Source organism: Salimicrobium jeotgali (assembly GCF_001685435.2).
Lineage (GTDB): Bacteria > Bacillota > Bacilli > Bacillales > Halobacillaceae > Salimicrobium > Salimicrobium album.
Map to the genome: position 1 here is coordinate 1,238,777 of NZ_CP011361.2, position 16,683 is coordinate 1,255,459.

Annotated in this window: 19 protein-coding genes; 18 read left to right on the forward strand and 1 reads right to left on the reverse strand. The window is 47.1% G+C overall.

What is annotated here, in order from left to right:
• Window position 1: 1 nt before the first annotated feature.
• The 12 genes from aroB to AAV35_RS06260 all read left to right on the forward strand — a co-directional run bounded on the left by aroB (window position 2) and on the right by AAV35_RS06260 (window position 10,697).
• Window positions 2–1,069: a 3-dehydroquinate synthase gene (gene aroB, locus AAV35_RS06205; protein ID WP_008587503.1), complete on the forward strand. Its 1,068-nt coding sequence runs from the start codon at window positions 2–4 to the stop codon at window positions 1,067–1,069.
• A complete protein-coding gene (gene aroH / locus AAV35_RS06210) occupies window positions 1,066–1,443 on the forward strand; it encodes a chorismate mutase (protein WP_008587506.1) in 378 nt (125 codons plus the stop codon). The genes aroB and aroH overlap by 4 nt, the downstream gene beginning before the upstream one ends.
• The gene (gene hisC, locus AAV35_RS06215; protein WP_008587508.1) at window positions 1,440–2,540 is read left to right on the forward strand and encodes a histidinol-phosphate transaminase; all 1,101 of its coding nucleotides are present in this window, start codon (window positions 1,440–1,442) and stop codon (window positions 2,538–2,540) included. The genes aroH and hisC overlap by 4 nt, the downstream gene beginning before the upstream one ends.
• Window positions 2,537–3,631: a prephenate dehydrogenase gene (locus AAV35_RS06220; protein WP_008587510.1), complete on the forward strand. Its 1,095-nt coding sequence runs from the start codon at window positions 2,537–2,539 to the stop codon at window positions 3,629–3,631. The genes hisC and AAV35_RS06220 overlap by 4 nt, the downstream gene beginning before the upstream one ends.
• 28 nt (window positions 3,632–3,659) lie before the next feature.
• Window positions 3,660–4,946, forward strand: a complete 1,287-nt coding sequence (gene aroA, locus AAV35_RS06225) for a 3-phosphoshikimate 1-carboxyvinyltransferase (RefSeq protein WP_008587513.1) — start codon at window positions 3,660–3,662, stop codon at window positions 4,944–4,946.
• A gap of 145 nt (window positions 4,947–5,091) precedes the next feature.
• Window positions 5,092–6,342 (forward strand): tetratricopeptide repeat protein, encoded by a 1,251-nt coding sequence (locus AAV35_RS06230; RefSeq protein ID WP_008587515.1) that lies wholly within the window; start codon window positions 5,092–5,094, stop codon window positions 6,340–6,342.
• A 158-nt stretch (window positions 6,343–6,500) separates the two neighbouring features.
• The gene (locus AAV35_RS06235; RefSeq protein ID WP_143023818.1) at window positions 6,501–6,965 is read left to right on the forward strand and encodes a DUF2487 family protein; all 465 of its coding nucleotides are present in this window, start codon (window positions 6,501–6,503) and stop codon (window positions 6,963–6,965) included.
• Between the two features lie 121 nt (window positions 6,966–7,086).
• Complete coding sequence (locus tag AAV35_RS06240; RefSeq protein WP_008587521.1) at window positions 7,087–7,584, forward strand: QcrA and Rieske domain-containing protein; 498 nt, start codon at window positions 7,087–7,089, stop codon at window positions 7,582–7,584.
• A gap of 14 nt (window positions 7,585–7,598) precedes the next feature.
• On the forward strand, window positions 7,599–8,273 hold the full coding sequence (gene qcrB, locus AAV35_RS06245) for a menaquinol-cytochrome c reductase cytochrome b subunit (protein WP_008587523.1): 675 nt from the start codon (window positions 7,599–7,601) through the stop codon (window positions 8,271–8,273).
• A 29-nt stretch (window positions 8,274–8,302) separates the two neighbouring features.
• Window positions 8,303–9,106 (forward strand): menaquinol-cytochrome c reductase cytochrome b/c subunit, encoded by an 804-nt coding sequence (locus AAV35_RS06250; protein WP_008587524.1) that lies wholly within the window; start codon window positions 8,303–8,305, stop codon window positions 9,104–9,106.
• Between the two features lie 87 nt (window positions 9,107–9,193).
• Window positions 9,194–9,844, forward strand: coding sequence for a lipoprotein heptaprenylglyceryl N-acetyltransferase LhaT (gene lhaT, locus AAV35_RS06255; RefSeq protein ID WP_040609088.1), 651 nt, complete (start codon window positions 9,194–9,196; stop codon window positions 9,842–9,844).
• A 178-nt stretch (window positions 9,845–10,022) separates the two neighbouring features.
• The gene (locus AAV35_RS06260; protein WP_008587529.1) at window positions 10,023–10,697 is read left to right on the forward strand and encodes a zinc metallopeptidase; all 675 of its coding nucleotides are present in this window, start codon (window positions 10,023–10,025) and stop codon (window positions 10,695–10,697) included.
• A 60-nt stretch (window positions 10,698–10,757) separates the two neighbouring features.
• On the opposite strand, the gene AAV35_RS06265 is transcribed toward AAV35_RS06260, so the two are convergent.
• Window positions 10,758–11,633 (reverse strand): YitT family protein, encoded by an 876-nt coding sequence (locus AAV35_RS06265; RefSeq protein WP_008587531.1) that lies wholly within the window; start codon window positions 11,631–11,633, stop codon window positions 10,758–10,760.
• A 163-nt stretch (window positions 11,634–11,796) separates the two neighbouring features.
• On the opposite strand from AAV35_RS06265, the gene AAV35_RS06270 reads away from it, so the two are divergent.
• Genes AAV35_RS06270 through AAV35_RS06295 form a run of 6 tightly spaced genes read left to right on the forward strand, consistent with a single transcriptional unit; the run spans window position 11,797 to window position 16,658 of the window.
• Window positions 11,797–12,105 carry a nucleotide pyrophosphohydrolase gene (locus AAV35_RS06270; protein WP_052034723.1) on the forward strand — a complete coding sequence of 103 codons (309 nt, stop codon included), beginning with the start codon at window positions 11,797–11,799 and terminating at the stop codon, window positions 12,103–12,105.
• Entirely contained in the window at window positions 12,105–12,899 is a 795-nt protein-coding gene (dapB, locus tag AAV35_RS06275) for a 4-hydroxy-tetrahydrodipicolinate reductase (protein WP_008587535.1), read from the forward strand. Before AAV35_RS06270 ends, dapB begins: the two co-directional genes overlap by 1 nt.
• A gap of 58 nt (window positions 12,900–12,957) precedes the next feature.
• Window positions 12,958–13,362, forward strand: coding sequence for a methylglyoxal synthase (gene mgsA, locus AAV35_RS06280; RefSeq protein ID WP_008587536.1), 405 nt, complete (start codon window positions 12,958–12,960; stop codon window positions 13,360–13,362).
• A 17-nt stretch (window positions 13,363–13,379) separates the two neighbouring features.
• Complete coding sequence (bshA, locus tag AAV35_RS06285) at window positions 13,380–14,513, forward strand: N-acetyl-alpha-D-glucosaminyl L-malate synthase BshA (RefSeq protein WP_008587538.1); 1,134 nt, start codon at window positions 13,380–13,382, stop codon at window positions 14,511–14,513.
• Entirely contained in the window at window positions 14,503–15,702 is a 1,200-nt protein-coding gene (locus AAV35_RS06290; RefSeq protein ID WP_008587540.1) for a CCA tRNA nucleotidyltransferase, read from the forward strand. Before bshA ends, AAV35_RS06290 begins: the two co-directional genes overlap by 11 nt.
• The gene (locus tag AAV35_RS06295; protein WP_008587542.1) at window positions 15,666–16,658 is read left to right on the forward strand and encodes a biotin--[acetyl-CoA-carboxylase] ligase; all 993 of its coding nucleotides are present in this window, start codon (window positions 15,666–15,668) and stop codon (window positions 16,656–16,658) included. The genes AAV35_RS06290 and AAV35_RS06295 overlap by 37 nt, the downstream gene beginning before the upstream one ends.
• The last annotated feature ends 25 nt before the right edge of the window (window positions 16,659–16,683 follow it).

Sequence of the window (16,683 nt, forward strand, 5' to 3'; positions counted from 1 at the left end):
CATGGAACGGTTACAGGTGAATATCCCCGGGACTACAGCGTATGACGTGATGATAGCAGACGGTCTGCGACGCGAACTGAATGAATATATTGCTGACAGCTACAGCAGCATTCTTATCATTGCGGACAGGCATGTGGCGGATCTATATATGGATGATATAACAAATGTCCTGAAGACAAGAGGAAATATTTTTTGTAAAGTTATCCCGCCGGGGGAAGGTACGAAAAGCATGGAATGGTACGATCGTCTTCTTGACTATTGTATCTCGTGCAATCTAGATAGAAAATCGCTGATCATAGCCCTTGGCGGAGGAATGACCGGAGATCTGGCCGGGTTCGTTGCTGCCACTTACCTTCGTGGTATCTCCTATATACAAATACCTACGAGTATTCTCGCCCACGACAGCAGCGTCGGCGGGAAAGTGGCAATCAACCATAAAGCGGGGAAAAATCTGATCGGTGCTTTCCATCATCCGGATAAAGTTCTTTTCGATACGGAAATGATTGATTCTTTACCTTTGAAAGAGAAACGCTCGGGATATGGCGAAGTAGTGAAGCATGCACTGCTCAGTGATAAAAGCTGGTTCGATGAAATTATGGAGAGGGAACTGAAAGAACTTGAAAATCATAAGGCAGCCCGAGATCTTATTCGTGGAGTCCGGCTGAAAGCCTCCATCGTCGAGCAGGATGAAAAAGAGGCCGGTGTTAGAAAGTACCTGAATCTCGGCCATACACTGGCTCACGCCATCGAGACAGAATTGGATTATGGATCCGTTACACACGGGGAAGCGGTAGTTATCGGAATTATATTTGCTCTTTCCCTCAGCGGTATGGAAGAAGAACGCAATCGTCTTCTCGTCTGGGCTGATAATAACGGTTACCCACTGGAAGTAGTCGGCGAACTGGATGAAAGGAAACTCCTGGAACATATGAAGCGCGATAAAAAAGCCGAGAGAGGGAAAATCAACTATGTGCTTTTACAGGCAGTCGGCAGTCCTTACGTTTCGCATGTAGAAGAAGATGAGCTTCTCCATGCGTTGAAGCAGTTCAAAAATGAGGTGATCGAATGATTCGTGGAATCCGTGGAGCGACCACAGTTGAAACAGACGACGCCACTGAAATCGTGAGCAGGTCGTATGAATTAATGAAAGAGATCGTAGAGGAAAACAGAATTTCGGCAGAGGACGTAACCCAGGTACTTTTCAGCGCCACGGCCGATCTGAACGCTGCCTTTCCTGCAAAATCGTTACGGAACCTGGACGGCTGGAAATACGTGCCGGTCATGTGCATGCGTGAAATCGATGTACCTGAAGGTTTAAGCAGGTGTATAAGGGTGATGGTAACGGTCAATACGACTGCGGAACAGAAAGAAATTAACCATATTTATCATCACGAAGCGATTAAGCTTCGTCCTGATTTAAAAGAGGAAGGCGGTGCCAAATGAAGACGAAACCGATATTAAATGAAATGACTCCGTACAAACCGGGGAAACAGATTGATGAAGTGAAGAGGGAATACGGACTTGAAAAGATAGTGAAACTGGCTTCCAATGAGAATCCGTTCGGGTTCTCAGGAAAGGTGAAGGAAGAACTCCCGCGGATGCTCGAAAGTTTAGAGTACTATCCGGATGGTCATGCCAGAGAAATCAGGGGAGCGGTCTCGGATTTTTATCAAATCGGGGAAGACCAGCTTATTTTCGGGAACGGGTCGGATGAGATCGTTCAGATTCTATGTCGTGCTTTCCTGGAACCGTTGACGAACACGGTGATGGCCGTACCTACGTTCCCTCAATACAAACACAACGCTCTTCTTGAAGGAGCGGAGGTGCGCGAAGTGGTTCTTACGGAAGATGGACATCATGACACCGAAACTATGCTGAATAAAGTGGATGATCACACAAGGATTCTCTGGCTGTGTTCCCCCAACAACCCGACAGGGGTACTGCTCGGGGAGGAAAAACTGAAAGAGATTATAGATCGTACCCCCTCCCACGTATTGATCGTTATAGATGAAGCTTATTATGAATACGCAGATAAAGAAAAACGGGCATCCTCACTGGAACTCGTTAATAATCACAAGAATGTAATGGTATTGCGGACGTTTTCCAAAGCTTACGGGCTGGCCGGCCTGCGGATAGGGTACGGCGTAGGCGATCCGGAAACGATTTCCGCGATGGAACCGGCACGTGAGCCGTTCAATACTTCGGTCGTAGCCCAGAAAGCGGCTGTGCTGGCGCTTGAAGATCAGGAGTTTTTAGAAGATACGGTGACGCGGACCAGGGAAAACAAGAAAGCGTTTATGGATTTCTGTGACTCTATCGATCTTCGCTACGATGACTCGGAAGCTAACTTTGTACTGCTGCATTTACCGATCAGTGGAGATGAAATGTTTGAATACCTGCTGACGAAAGGGTTCATCGTACGTTCCGGAGAAGCTCTCGGTATCCCGGAATCCATTCGTCTCACCATTGGAAGTAAAGAGGATATGAAAAAAATCCAGGGGTACATTGAAGAGAAGGTGAAGCAGGAGGAAGAGATATGAATAAAACTGTAGTAGTCGCCGGTCTCGGTCTGATCGGTGGCTCTCTGGCCATGAATATTAAAAAGGAAGGCCACTTCATATTAGGGCATGATGAAGATGTCCAGAGCCTTGAACTGGCTTATCGCCAGGGCGTCATTGATGAGAAGGCGGAGGACCTCTATGAAGCGCTGTCCCGGGCAGATGTTCTGTTTCTCGCGCTGCCTATCACTACTACCGTTCAGGTGATCCGGAAGTTGAACAACGTGACTCTTACCAAAGATCTGCTGGTTACCGATGTCTCTTCAGTGAAGAATGAAGTGATGAAGGAAGCTTCTCTTCTCACGAATGACCGGATAACATTTATCGGTGGTCATCCGATGTCCGGATCACACAAAAACGGATTTACAGCAGCCAAACCTCATTTATTCGAAAATGCTATTTACGTCCTCTCTCCGGTCAACGACCGGGATGAGAAAACAAAAGAGCTGCGGGAGCTGCTGGAGGCGACGAAAGCCCGCTTCGTAACTCTCTCGCCTCAGGAACATGATGAGATGACCGCCGTAATTTCACATTTTCCGCACCTGATCGCCTCCTCCCTCGTCCAGCAGGCAAAAAAATGGCAGCATACACACCCGGAATTGAAAAACCTTGCTGCCGGAGGCTTTCGTGATATTACAAGAATTGCTTCGAGTAATCCTCCACTGTGGCAGGATATTTTTTTTCAAAATAAACAGCAGCTCGTGCCAATGCTTGAAGACTGGATCCAGGAAATGACCAGATTGAAAGAATACTTACAGAACGACTCACAGGAGGAGACGTTACGTTATTTGACGGAAGCTAAAACATTCAGGGATGGTTTGCCTGTCAAAGAGAAGGGAGCCATCCCCGGTTTCTATGACATCTTCGTGGATATCTATGATCAGCCGGGAACCATCCATAAAGTGATCGAAGTTCTTGCCGAAGCGGGTATAAGTATTAAGAACATAGAAATACTCGAAATACGTGAAGGCATAACGGGAGTACTCCGCATCAGCTTTCCGACCGGAAAAGAACAGGAGGAGAGCGCTCTCCTTCTGAGAAGGAAGAATTATGAGGTAGTGATCGAACAGTAAATATGCAGTATGAAGGGGGAAGATGTATATGAAAAGAAATCCGGCATCAGCGGGTTTATCGGGAGAGATTGCAGTACCCGGAGACAAATCGATCTCACATCGTGCTGTTATATTCGCATCTCTGGCGGAGGGGACTTCCAGAATCAGCGGCTTCCTGGACGCGGAAGATTGTTTAAGGACGGTAGAGGTGTTCAGGGCAATGGGGTTGCAGATCGACCGGGACGGACGTGATCTGACTGTACATGGCAAGGGAGCGGATGGACTGAAGGAGCCGGAAGTACCGCTATATTTCGGAAACTCCGGAACGACTGCCAGACTGATGAGCGGAGTGTTGGCCGGGCTTCCGTTATTTACGACAGCGTACGGGGACGAATCTCTCAGCGTGCGCCCTATGGACCGGGTCGTGCAGCCGCTCCGTCAGATGGGTGCCGTCATTGAGGGGAGAGAACAAGGAAAGAAACTTCCTCTTGCTTTTAGCGGAACCGGCCTGAGTGGAATAACTTATGAAATGCCTGTCAAGAGTGCCCAGGTTAAATCTGCCATTCTTCTTGCCGGGCTTTTTGCCGAAGGGGTAACAACAGTGATCGAAGCTGCGAAGACGAGGAACCATACGGAAACGATGCTTCCTGAATTCGGAGTGGAAGTTACCAATGACTTCGGCGCTATATCCGTCCGGGGCGGCCAGAAAATGAAAGCTTCGAACGTAGATATCCCGGGAGATATTTCTTCAGCCGCCTTTTTTATAGTTGCTGCTGCTGTCGTTCCCGGAAGTGATGTAACTATTCGAAGAGTGGGTGTCAATGAAACGCGTAACGGCATTATTCAGGCTCTTAAAAAGATGGGCGCCGATATAAATGTGGAAATCACCGACCGGATCGGGGAGGAACCTGTAGCAGATGTTACTGTGAAAAGCAGTGAACTCGAGGGTATTACGGTGGAAGGAGAACTGATCGCCAATCTTATCGATGAAGTCCCTGTTCTTGCCCTGGCCGCAACTCAAGCTGCGGGAACGACGGTCATCAAAGACGCCGGGGAACTGAAAGTGAAGGAGACAGACCGCATACAGGCTGTGTGCGACAACCTTTCTTTAATGGGGGCGGATATTACGCCTACAGAAGATGGAATGATCATTAAAGGCGGAACTGCTCTCCGAGGTGCGGAAGTATCTTCAAAAGGGGACCATCGCATAGGTATGATGGAAGCCGTAGCTTCACTTATAGCCGAAGGGGAGACCACTATTCACCGCCCGGAAGCCATAAACATTTCCTATCCTGACTTCTTTTCGGACCTCGAGCACTTGCTATATAATCGTTAGGAAAAATATCTTCACCGGACGAAAGGTCCCGGGTGAAGATATTTTAATGGGTCAGGAATTTCCTTACTTGAATACAAAGCGACATTCGTATATCATTGCTCTGTTAAGGGAGAATGAAACCCGCGGTGCAGAAAGGGTGTAATTAATGGAAGAGATTCAGAAAGCAGTCCATCAGATGGAGGAAAATAAAACGCAGGATGCGCTAGAAACACTGCAGAATTATTTGCCGGAAGCTGATGAAGAAGAGAAATTCACAATAGCTGAACTCTATATACAGTGGGGGATGCTTGAAGAGGCGAAGATGATTTTGAAAGAATTTCTTCAGCAGTATCCGAAGGAACAGGAAATCATCGTTATGCTGGCGGAGATCCACATCGACCTTGAGGAAGACATGGAAGCGGTCGACCTTTTGAATAAAATAGAACCCGAGGACGAAATGTATCTCCAGGCTCTCATGCAGGTCGCTGATCTGTATCAGTCTCAGGGCCTGTTTGAGGTGGCGGAAAGTAAACTTCTGACAGCGAAACATTATGATCCGAACGAACCGGTGATCGACTTCGCTTTAGGGGAACTTGCTTTTTCGAACGGTGAATATAACAAAAGTATCCCCTATTATGAAAATGCGATGGAACACTCCCGGGTCATCGGAGATATCGAAGTAGCAACCCGGCTCGGAGAAGCCTATGCAGCTACAGGCGGGTTCGAAGTAGCCCTCGAGTACTTTCAGGAAGTGGAAGAGGAAAACCCGGATGTGCAGTTCCGGTACGGATTCATAGCCAACAAGGCAGGGAGAAGCGACATAACCATTCAGGTATGGGAAGATCTTCTTAAAAAAGATCCATATTATCAATCCGTTTATCCGCTTCTGGCCAGAGTCTATGAAGAGGAAGGGATGGCTGCCGAAGCACTGGAGAAAGCACGGGAAGGTCTTACGAAAGATGAGTATAATAAAGATCTATACTACATGACCGGTTTTCTGTCCTACAAACAGGGAGATAAAGAAGCTGCTTATCGGGCGATGAGAGAAGCGGTTGCCATAGATCCCGGTTATAAAGAGGCGGTGCTGTTCCTTCTTGAACGGTATAAAGAAGAAGAAGATTATGAAAGCGTCATACTCCTTCTTGAAGATATTCAAAAGACGGGAGAAGTGGACCCGCTCTACGACTGGGAACTCGCCCAGGCAAGCAGGGAAGAGGAAAACTTCGAGAAGTCTTCCGGTTATTATGCCAATGCTTATTTATCTTTTAAAGAAGATGTGGAATTCCTTGAGGACTACGGTTATTTTCTTGTTGAAAACGGACAGAAAGAAGAAGCTGTGTCTGTATTTAAAGAGTTTCTGGTTCTTGAGCCTTCGAACACCGAAATTGAAGAATTCATCGAAAGGCTGGAAGCTTAATTCCGGGAACCCGGAAAAAAATAGAATTACTTTTCAAACTGTGAATCAGAAAGTATACTGATAAATACAGTGTTTAAAAAACAGGGGACTTCATCCAAGCCCCTGTTTTTACTTCTGTCCGGCCAGGACGTGGGCAATGTTATTCGGAGGGGGGTGTAATGATGAAATGGGCAAAAAAAGATCTTGAACAATTCGTAAAAGAAAAAGAATATATCGACACCCTTTTTATTCCATTGATACCAATTCATACCTCTATTGACGAAAAGATGACCGGTTCCGGTTTTCAGGCGGAACTGACGAATCTCTTCTCAAGAATCATTGAAGAGCAGTTCAGGGGAAGGATTGTGCTGGCTCCGGATTATTATTATATAGCCGGGAACGCGGAAGCCGAGGTGGAACGAGTGAACAACTGGATAGACTCTTTCACCGAAAAACCTTTCTCTTACGTCTTTTTGTTCAGTTTTGACAGAAACTGGAGAAAATCGGAAAGTGACCTTCGTGGTGAACTGCTCTGGTTCCCCGGCCTGCGGAACGGAGATTTACAGTCCACGGAGACCCAGTCGTTCGTTAAAGAACAGGCGAAAGAAATCGTGGAGATTATTAAAGAAAGCTGGCAGACATAATTCCTACGCGACAGTTGATAATTTATTGACCGAACAGGCTTTTTACGCTATCATGGTAGTGTCTTAGTAAAGTATTTTTAATATCCATGAAACATCGGGTCAGTATAGAGGGGGGAAAAGAATGAGTGAACCAAAAAAAGTATCCCGTCGTCAATTTCTTAACTACACACTAACAGGGCTCGGCGGTTTTATGGCCGCAGGAATGATGGCTCCCATGGTCAGATTTGCCATTGATCCTGTTTTCAAGCCCGCTGCGGCAGGCGATTTCCATTCTGTTGCCGACGTTAAAGAAGTGACGAACGAACCACAGCGTTTTGAGTGGGAAGTGGAGCAGGTGGATGCCTGGTATGAATCCACTATCCAGAAAACAGCATGGGTGTATCGCAAAGAAGATGACGAAATCATCGCACTATCACCTATCTGTACACACCTGGGCTGTACGGTGGACTGGGCCTCGAATGAGGAATATCCAAAACAGTTCTTTTGTCCATGTCACGGCGGACGCTATACGAAAGATGGCGTTAACGTTCCGGGCACGCCTCCGACCGCACCGCTACCGGTTTTTGAAACGAAGGTCGAAGAAGGCATGTTGTACTTAGGTGAAGAAATTGCTAGATAAAGGGGGCGTAGTTCATGCTGCAGAAATTATATGATTGGGTCGATGAGCGTGTAGACGTCAACCCGATATGGCGAGATATCGCGGATCATGAAGTACCTGAACACGTGAATCCGGCGTACCACTTCTCGGCGTTTGTTTATTGTTTCGGTGGTCTTACGTTTTTCGTCACCGTAATTCAGATTTTATCAGGTATGTTTTTGACGATGTATTATGTACCTGACATTGAAAATGCTTGGAATTCAGTGTACTATCTGCAAATGGAAGTTGCTCATGGACAAATCGTCCGGGGGATGCACCACTGGGGAGCCAGTGTTGTGACGGTCATGTTATTTTTACATACACTCAGGGTATTCTTCCAGGGGGCTTACAAGAAACCGCGTGAACTCAACTGGATTGTCGGAGTGCTTTTGTTCTTCGTAATTCTGGGTCTGGGCTTTACCGGATATCTTCTTCCATGGGATAACAAAGCTTATTTTGCTACTCAGGTAGGTCTTGAAATTGCAGCAGCTACACCTGTCATAGGTGATATGCTGAGAACGTTACTCGCAGGTGATCAGTCTATCGTAGGAGCTCAGACACTTACAAGATTCTTTGCGATTCATGTGTTCTTCCTTCCAGCTGTACTATTCGGACTTCTTGGAGCACACTTTATTCTGATAAGAAGACAAGGTATTTCAGGACCGCTATAAATCTTTAGCGAAACAAAGGAGGGAAAGACATGCATAGAGGAAAAGGAATGAAATTTGTGGGAGATTCCCGTATCAGGGCGAACAAGGAGAGGAACGTCCCGAAGGATTATTCGGAATATCCCGGACGGACGGAAGCCTTCTGGCCTAACTTCCTGCTTAGAGAGTGGTTGACGGGCTCCGTGTTTCTTATAGGGTTTCTTATTTTGGTGGCTGCCCACCCTTCACCTCTCGAGCAGCAGGCCGACCCGACGAACGCAGGGTACATCCCGTTGCCCGACTGGTATTTTCTCTTTATTTACCAGCTGCTTAAATATCAGTTCGCAGGTGGTCAGTACATCGTAATCGGTGCTATCGTCATACCCGGTCTGGCGTTTACGGCTTTGCTCCTGGCACCGTTCCTCGATCGTGCGCCGGGACGTAATGTCAATAAGCGTCCGATTGCTGTTGGGTTGATGTTGATTGGGGTAGCTTCGACAATCTGGCTTACATATGAGTCGGTATCTCACGTTGACTACCAGGCACGCGGCGAGAAATATGCCGTGGACGTAGAAGCTCAGGAGTCGGAGGTGGAAATCGACACCGAAGCTGCAGGTTATGCCGCATATGAAGCCAACTGTATGCAGTGTCACGGCGAACAGCTTCAGGGTTCGGGCAATAACCCTTCGCTCTTGGAAACAGAGAAATCTGTAGATGAAATCAAAGACATCGCTGTTAATGGTATAGGCAGTATGCCTGCTGATATGTTCAGCGGCTCTGATGAAGAACGTCAGCAACTGGCCGAATTCATTAAAGAAACTGCGAAAGCTAACAGTGGAGGCGGCTCTGGCGAGTAACTCCATTGGAACAGAGACATCTTTACAAGTCGTGCTTATTAAGCACGACTTGTTTTTTTAAGGAATGTCGCAGAAAATTCCGAAATGATGATAGTTTCTTTGAATGGGAGGCTGAACAGGGTGATAAGATACATAATGCATTCAAGAGCGTTTTTGACCGTGTTGCTGCTTGTGAACCTTTTCGGAACGCTGTATGGATATATTTGGTACATACCTCAATTAGTCGATACCGCTCCGGTTTTTCTTATTTTTGTCCCCGATAGTCCGACGGCCAGTCTGTTTTTCACTATAGCTGTTGCGGGCTGGATTTTCGGCAAACACTTTAAATTAATTGAAGCTCTTGCTCTGGTGACACTCGTGAAATACGGGGTATGGGCAGTAGCTATGAATCTGCTGTCACTGACAGTCGAGGGGACGCTTCCCTGGACGAGTTATATGTTGATCGTCTCACACGGTGCCATGGCCCTGCAGGCACTGCTTTATCTCGGCAGATACCAATTCAGTTACATTCACCTCTCTATTGCAGCTGTATGGACGCTTCACAATGACGTGATCGATTACGTGTTCGGACAGATGCCGGTATACCCTTCTATCAATCAGTATATGGACGAAATAGGTTACGGCACATTCTGGCTCAGTATAGGATGCATAGGAGTGGCCTGGTTGGTGGTCAAATCCGGAACCGGCAGGAAGCTCAGGGAGAATACTCCTGCATCGCCGCTAAGAGATGTAAAGTGACATACAGCGGGATTTTTTGACTGATGCAAAGTTATGGACACGTTTGAAGAATAAAGGTAAAATTATAAGTGGAAAGTTATAGACGGAAGAGCAAGAGGAACGGTTATATCTTCCGCTATTCAACCTCCGGAAATTTGTGAAGGCCTTTAGTTACTAGGACAGGGGGAAAAGAAAAAAGATGGAATTTCTTATTTACATTGCAATAATTTTGATTCTGCCTTTATGGGCGCAGTCAAAAGTGAAGAGTACGTATAAAAAATACTCTAAAGTCGCTACATCCTCAGGGATGTCCGGGGCTCAGGTAGCACGAAAAATTCTGGATGATAACGGTTTATACGACGTCGGTGTGGAAGAAGTCAAAGGTACGCTTACAGACCACTATGATCCGCGGAAGAAAGTGGTCCGTCTGTCTTCCCATAACTATCACTATGCTTCCCAGGCAGGGGCGGCCGTCGCTGCGCACGAAGTGGGACATGCCATCCAGGATGATCAGGAGTATGCGTTCCTGAAGTTCCGGAGTGCTCTGGTACCGGTAGCCGGGTTCGGTTCAAACATATCCATATTCCTTATTATGGGTGGACTGCTGCTCGGCATGCAGCAGCTATTCCTGTTCGGGATCATCTTTTTCGCAGCAGCCGTGCTGTTCCAGCTCGTAACGCTTCCGGTGGAGTTCGATGCGTCCAACCGGGCGATGACCCAGATGATCTCCACGGGGGTCATTAAGAATGATGAAGAAAGAAGTACGAAAAAAGTTCTCAATGCAGCTGCGATGACTTACGTGGCGGGCGCTCTTGTCGCTCTGGCGGAACTTCTCCGGTTCATATTCATGTTTATCGGTATGAATCAAGATTAAAGGAAAGAAGCACTAAAAAAAGTAGCGGAGGCTTTAAGGCCCGCTACTTTTCTTTTTATATTATGGATCGATAGGATTCTTATTTTCATCGAGTGTGAAGCCTTCTCCGATTACATCGTGGACGTGGCTGACGGCGACGAAAGCATGAGGATCGATGGTTTCTATAATCTGTTTCATCCGTACAATTTCCAATCGGCCTATAATACAGTACAACACATCCCTTTTTTCACCGGTGAACGTACCCCTTCCTTCAAGGGTAGTAACACCGCGGTCCATTTCAACGAGTATTTTACTGGCAATCTGTTCACTGTGGTTGGAAATGATCGTCACGCCCCTTGCAGCATAAGCCCCTTCCTGAATAAAGTCGATCACCCGGGCGCTTATGAACACGGCTACTAATGTGTACATCCCGCGAACCGGGTTCAGGTACGTAACGATAGAAGTGAAAATAACGACGGTGTCGAATAAGAACATAGCTCTGCCCATACTCCAACCGAGATGTTTATTGATGAGCCGGGCGATGATATCAACGCCTCCTGTCGTTCCTCCGTAGCGGAAAATGATGCCGAGACCAACTCCGATGAACACTCCGGCGAATAGCGAGGCCAGGGTAAGATCAGCGGAGAGATCGATTACAATCATGTAGGACTGTGCCACCCAAATGAACACGGAAACGGAGACTATGCCGAGAAGGGTGTAATAGAAAGTCTGCTTTCCGAGAGAGGTCCATCCTATAAGCAGAATGGGAATGTTAAGGACGATGTTCATAACCCCGGGGTCAAGATCGAAGAGGTATAATAAGAGCAGTGTAATCCCGGTGAAGCCACCCTCGCCCAGCTCGTTCTGGATGTTGAAATGTACAAGTCCGAAAGAGAAGATGGCAGATCCGAGTATGATGAATATAATATTTTTCCATTTTAATCCAATTTTTTTCAAGAAATCACCTCTGTAATATTTTTCTTTTCCTGTTTAATTATAAGGAAAGAGTATAGGACTTACAATAACAGTGGGAAAGATTTGTCAAACAGAGGAGTTTTAGCTACCATTTAAGAAGATGTTTCGAAAGGAGTTCTGAGCTTTGAGTATATCGACTGAAGAAATGCAGGAACGGGTGGACCGCTATATATCGCAATACAAAGAGGGGTATTTTCCCCCGTTGAGCATGCTTGCAAGACTCTCCGAAGAGGTAGGGGAGCTTGCCAGGGAAATCAACCACGTATACGGAGAGAAACCGAAGAAAGATTCGGAAGCGGAAAAGGCTCTGGAAGAAGAACTGGGGGACGTGATGTTTGTTCTTACAAGCTTTGCTAATTCCCTGGGTATAGATATATCGGAAGCTTTTGATATGTCTATGAGCAAAATCGAAACGAGAGATAAAGACAGATGGACAAAGAAGGAGGAAGACTGATGATAAATGTAATAGTAGCCGGACCAAGAGGAAAGATGGGAAGTGCCGCCCTTGATATGATCGAAGGTGAAGATAATTTACAGCTTGTCGGATGCATCGATCGAAAAAACGACCAGTCCCGTGTCAAAGATATTGAGGGACTTCCCCCGTTTGAAGCGAAAATTTATGAAGATGCCGAACAATGCCTGAAGGAAACGGATGCAGACGTGCTCATAGATTTGACGACTCCCGAATTCGGATATAAGCATACGAAAGCATCCCTTGAGCATGGAGTGCGTCCTGTAGTCGGTACGACCGGATTCACAGAGGAGCAGCTTCAGGAAGTCACAAAACTGAGTGAAGAGAAAAAACTGGGCGCCGTCATCGCTCCCAACTTTGCTACCGGTGCTGTACTTATGATGCAGTTTGCTAAATGGGCAGCAAAACATTTCCCGGATGTGGAAATCATTGAAAAGCATCATGATCAGAAACTCGATGCTCCCTCGGGTACGGCTGTCAAAACGGCCCAGCTGATAAAAGAAGAGAGAGAAAGGAAAAGCCAGGGGCACCCGGAAGAAAAAGAGACGATTGAAGGGGCCCGCGGCGCAGATATAGACGGAATGAAAATTCACAGTATGAGACTTCCGGGTCTCGTAGCCCATCAGGAAGTAGTGTTCGGTGGAGACGGGCAGACGCTTACCATCCAGCACGACTCCATGAATCGCGCATCCTTTATGTCCGGCGTGAAACTTTCGTGTGAAAAAGTGATGGAACTGGACACACTCGTTTACGGCCTCGAGCATCTGCTGGAATGAACAGAACTGAAAAATAAAAGGCCCGTCGTCAAATACATCATTACAGGGGAGGAACCACATGCACATTGCACTTGTAGCTCATGATAAAAAGAAGGATGACCTGGTAAATTTTGTGCAGGCGTATCTGCCTGTGCTGGAGAACCACAACCTTTACGCCACAGGGACGACCGGAGCAAGAATTGAAGAGGCTACGGGTCTTGATCTGGTTAAGTTCCAGTCCGGACCGCTCGGAGGTGATCAGCAGATCGGTGCAAAAATTGCTGAGGAAGTGATGGACGTCGTAATTTTCTTCCGGGACCCACTGACTGCCCAGCCCCATGAGCCGGACATCAGTGCGCTTTTGCGTCTGTGTGATGTTCACCAGATCCCTCTCTCCACTAACATGGCAGGAGCCGAAATGCTCGTTCATGGTATAAGCAGAGGAGACCTTGATTACCGGCAAATAAAGAAAGAGTCTAAATGAAATTGAAGGTGACGTAAATGTCCAAAATAGGTATTACGTGTTACCCGACCGTGGGCGGGTCCGGGGTATTGGCGACGGAACTCGGGAAGTTCCTTGCTGAAAAGGGGCACGAAGTCCATTTTATAACGACGCAGATCCCTTTCCGGTTGAACAAAATATATCCGAACATCTATTTCCATGAAGTGGAAGTGAACAACTATCCGGTCTTCCAGCACCCCCCTTATGATCTCGCTCTTGCCAACAAAATGGCGGAGGTAGCGAAACGGGAGGAACTCGATCTGCTGCACGTCCATTATGCTATGCCTCATGCAGTATGTGCTATTCTGGCTAAGCAGATGTGCAGCGAACTGGATCTTAAAGTTATTACTACGCTTCACGGAACAGATATCACCGTACTCGGCATTGACGATAACCTGAAACAGTTGATCAAATTCGGGATCGAGAAGTCGGATGCGGTAACAGCCGTTTCCAACAGTCTTGTGGATCAGACGAGAAGAATGCTGGATACGGAAAAAGACATGCACGTCGTCCATAATTTCGTGGACGAGCGGGAATACCAACACGTAGACTCGCGCAATCTGAAACAGCAGTTTAACATTAGGGAAGACGAAAAGGTCGTTATCCACGTCTCTAATTTCCGTAAGGTGAAACGGGTGGAAGATGTAGTCCGCTCTTTTCATCTGATACAGCAGGAAGTTACTGCAAAACTTGTTCTGGTCGGAGACGGTCCCGAATTCAACAAGGTGTATAACCTGGTGGAGCAGCTCGGCATAGAAGAAAAAGTACTGTTTGTAGGTAAACAGGAACGCGTACAGGAGCTGTTGTCGATTGCGGATGTAAAACTTTTGTTAAGCGAGAAGGAGAGTTTCGGTCTCGTATTGCTTGAAGCTATGGCATGCGGAGTCCCCTGTATAGGAACGAACATAGGAGGAATTCCCGAAGTCATAGACGATGGCGTGGACGGCTATATCGTAGAGGTTCAGGACATAGAACAGGTGAAGGAAAAAGCGCTTCGGATACTGAAAGATGCTCAGCTCAGTCGCTCGTTTTCCGAAAACGCCGTCCGGGCGGTAAGTGAGAAGTTTTCGGCAGAGAAAATCGTTAAACAGTACGAAAAACTGTATGAGCAGGTGTTGCACAGTGAACTTTAAACAGCACGCGTTGTTTGGTCCGGCCATAGAAGTGATTTCCGCCATTGAAGATCATGGGGGGGAAGCTTTTATGGTGGGAGGCTGCGTAAGAGACTTCCTTCTGGGACAGGAAGTAAAAGATGTAGACATAGCAACCTCCCTTCGCCCCGAAGAGATCATAAACATATTCGATAAAGTCATCCCTGTCGGAATAGAGCATGGCACCGTAATTGTAAGACAAAGGTCCCTTTCATTCGAAGTGACGACTTACAGAATGGAAGAGGACTACGAAGATTACAGACACCCGAGTCAGGTGTATTTCGTTTCATCGATAGAACAGGATCTGTCACGCAGGGATTTCACTATGAATGCGATGGCTATGACTTCCGGAGGCCGGCTGATCGATCCTTTCTCCGGGGAGAAAGCGATCAGTGAAAAGCAGATCGAGACGGTGGGAAGCCCCTCGAATCGTTTTGAAGAAGACCCGTTACGAATGATGAGGGCTCTCCGGTTTTCCTCCCAACTCGGGTTTACAGTCAGTCCTTCCGTGCTGGAAGTGATAAAAGAAAAAAGCTCTTTGCTGCAGCACCTGTCCGTGGAAAGATTAGCTGCGGAGTTCGAAAAGACGGTTGCAGGCCCGTGGTATCGTAAAGGGTTGAATTATCTCGCCGGGACGGGGGTGTTTGCACACCTTCCGGTATTCTGTGCCCACACGGATGCGGCCGGGCGGTTCCCCTTGGTAAGATTGCGGGATTGGAGCGAAATGCTCAGTTTTTACCATCAGCAGATCCCCGGGGTACCAGTAGAAGATTGGGGCAGGAAGTGGAAACTTTCAAACCGTACGAAGAAGAAGGCCCAGAATATTTCCGGAGCGGTTCAGATGTATAAAGAGCGGGGGCTTGGGAATTATCTGCTTTACACTCTTGGGGAAGCCGACTTGGGCAGCTGGGTAAACGTAATGAGAAGTCTGGGATATGAATTGGAGACGGACCCGGTCGAACGATACCGGTCGCTTCCGATCCATTCCCGGTCGGAGCTCCATCTTGATACGGAAGAACTGCTGCAGCTGTTCCCGGAACGAAAGAAAGGAAAGTGGATCGGCGAATATTTAAATACTCTGGTGCAGAGTGTGGTGGAAGGAAATTGTGTAAACGAGAAGGATGAGTTGATAAAATGGATAATAGAACTGGATCGACAAAGACAAGGCTGATAAGCCTGTTGAAGGAAAGTGGAGGGTATTTATCAGGTCAGAAGCTGGCCGAGGAGCTCAACGTCTCGAGAACAGCTATATGGAAGAATATCAAAGAACTGGAAAAAGAGGGGTTTACTTTCGAGGCTGTTAAGAAAAAGGGATACAGGCTGAAAGACGAAGCAGACGACATGCCTCCTTCCTTCGTTCAATCTGCTCTTACTACTGAAGAAATCGGCCATCCCCTGTTTCACTTTAAAGAAGTCACCTCCACTCAGGAAAAGATACATACTTTAGCGAAAGAAGGGAAACCTCATGGCACTGTCGTATTAGCGGATGAACAGACAGCCGGGAAAGGGAGACGCAAAAGGGCATGGGATTCTCCGAAGGGAAGCGGAGTCTGGATGAGTCTGCTGCTGAGACCTTCATTTTCCCCGCAGCGAGCTCCCCAGGTTACGATCGTGGCTGCTTCGGCCCTGGTGAAAGCGCTACGGAATTTTGGTATCAGTGCTACGATCAAATGGCCGAATGATGTTATGATAGGAGACAGAAAAGTAAGTGGTATTCTGACTGAAATGAGAGCTGAACAGGATTTCGTCGAATATATCGTTCTCGGTCTCGGGGTGAATATCAACCAGAGGGAGGAAGACCTTCCGGGAAATCTCCGGGAGAAAGCTACTTCTATTCAAAGAGAAACCGGTAAAAAGACTTCGATAGGCGAAGTGGCTGTTGCTGTGCTTCATGAATTTGAACAGGAATATGAGCGGTTTATAGAAGAGGGGTTCACCTGTTTTGAAAATGACTTCTCAACTATCGGTTATAAAGTGGGAGAGTGGGTGCAGGTGTCTACGTGGAAAGAGCCGTGGCTTGCGAGAATTGATAAGATAGAAGCTGACGGAGCGCTGTCGGTAACAGATGAATCAGGAAAAAGAGAGCGTCTTTATTCAGCTGAAATATTGTGGAATAAACACTATTAAGTTTTTCCGGAAAGAAGTGGTAAAC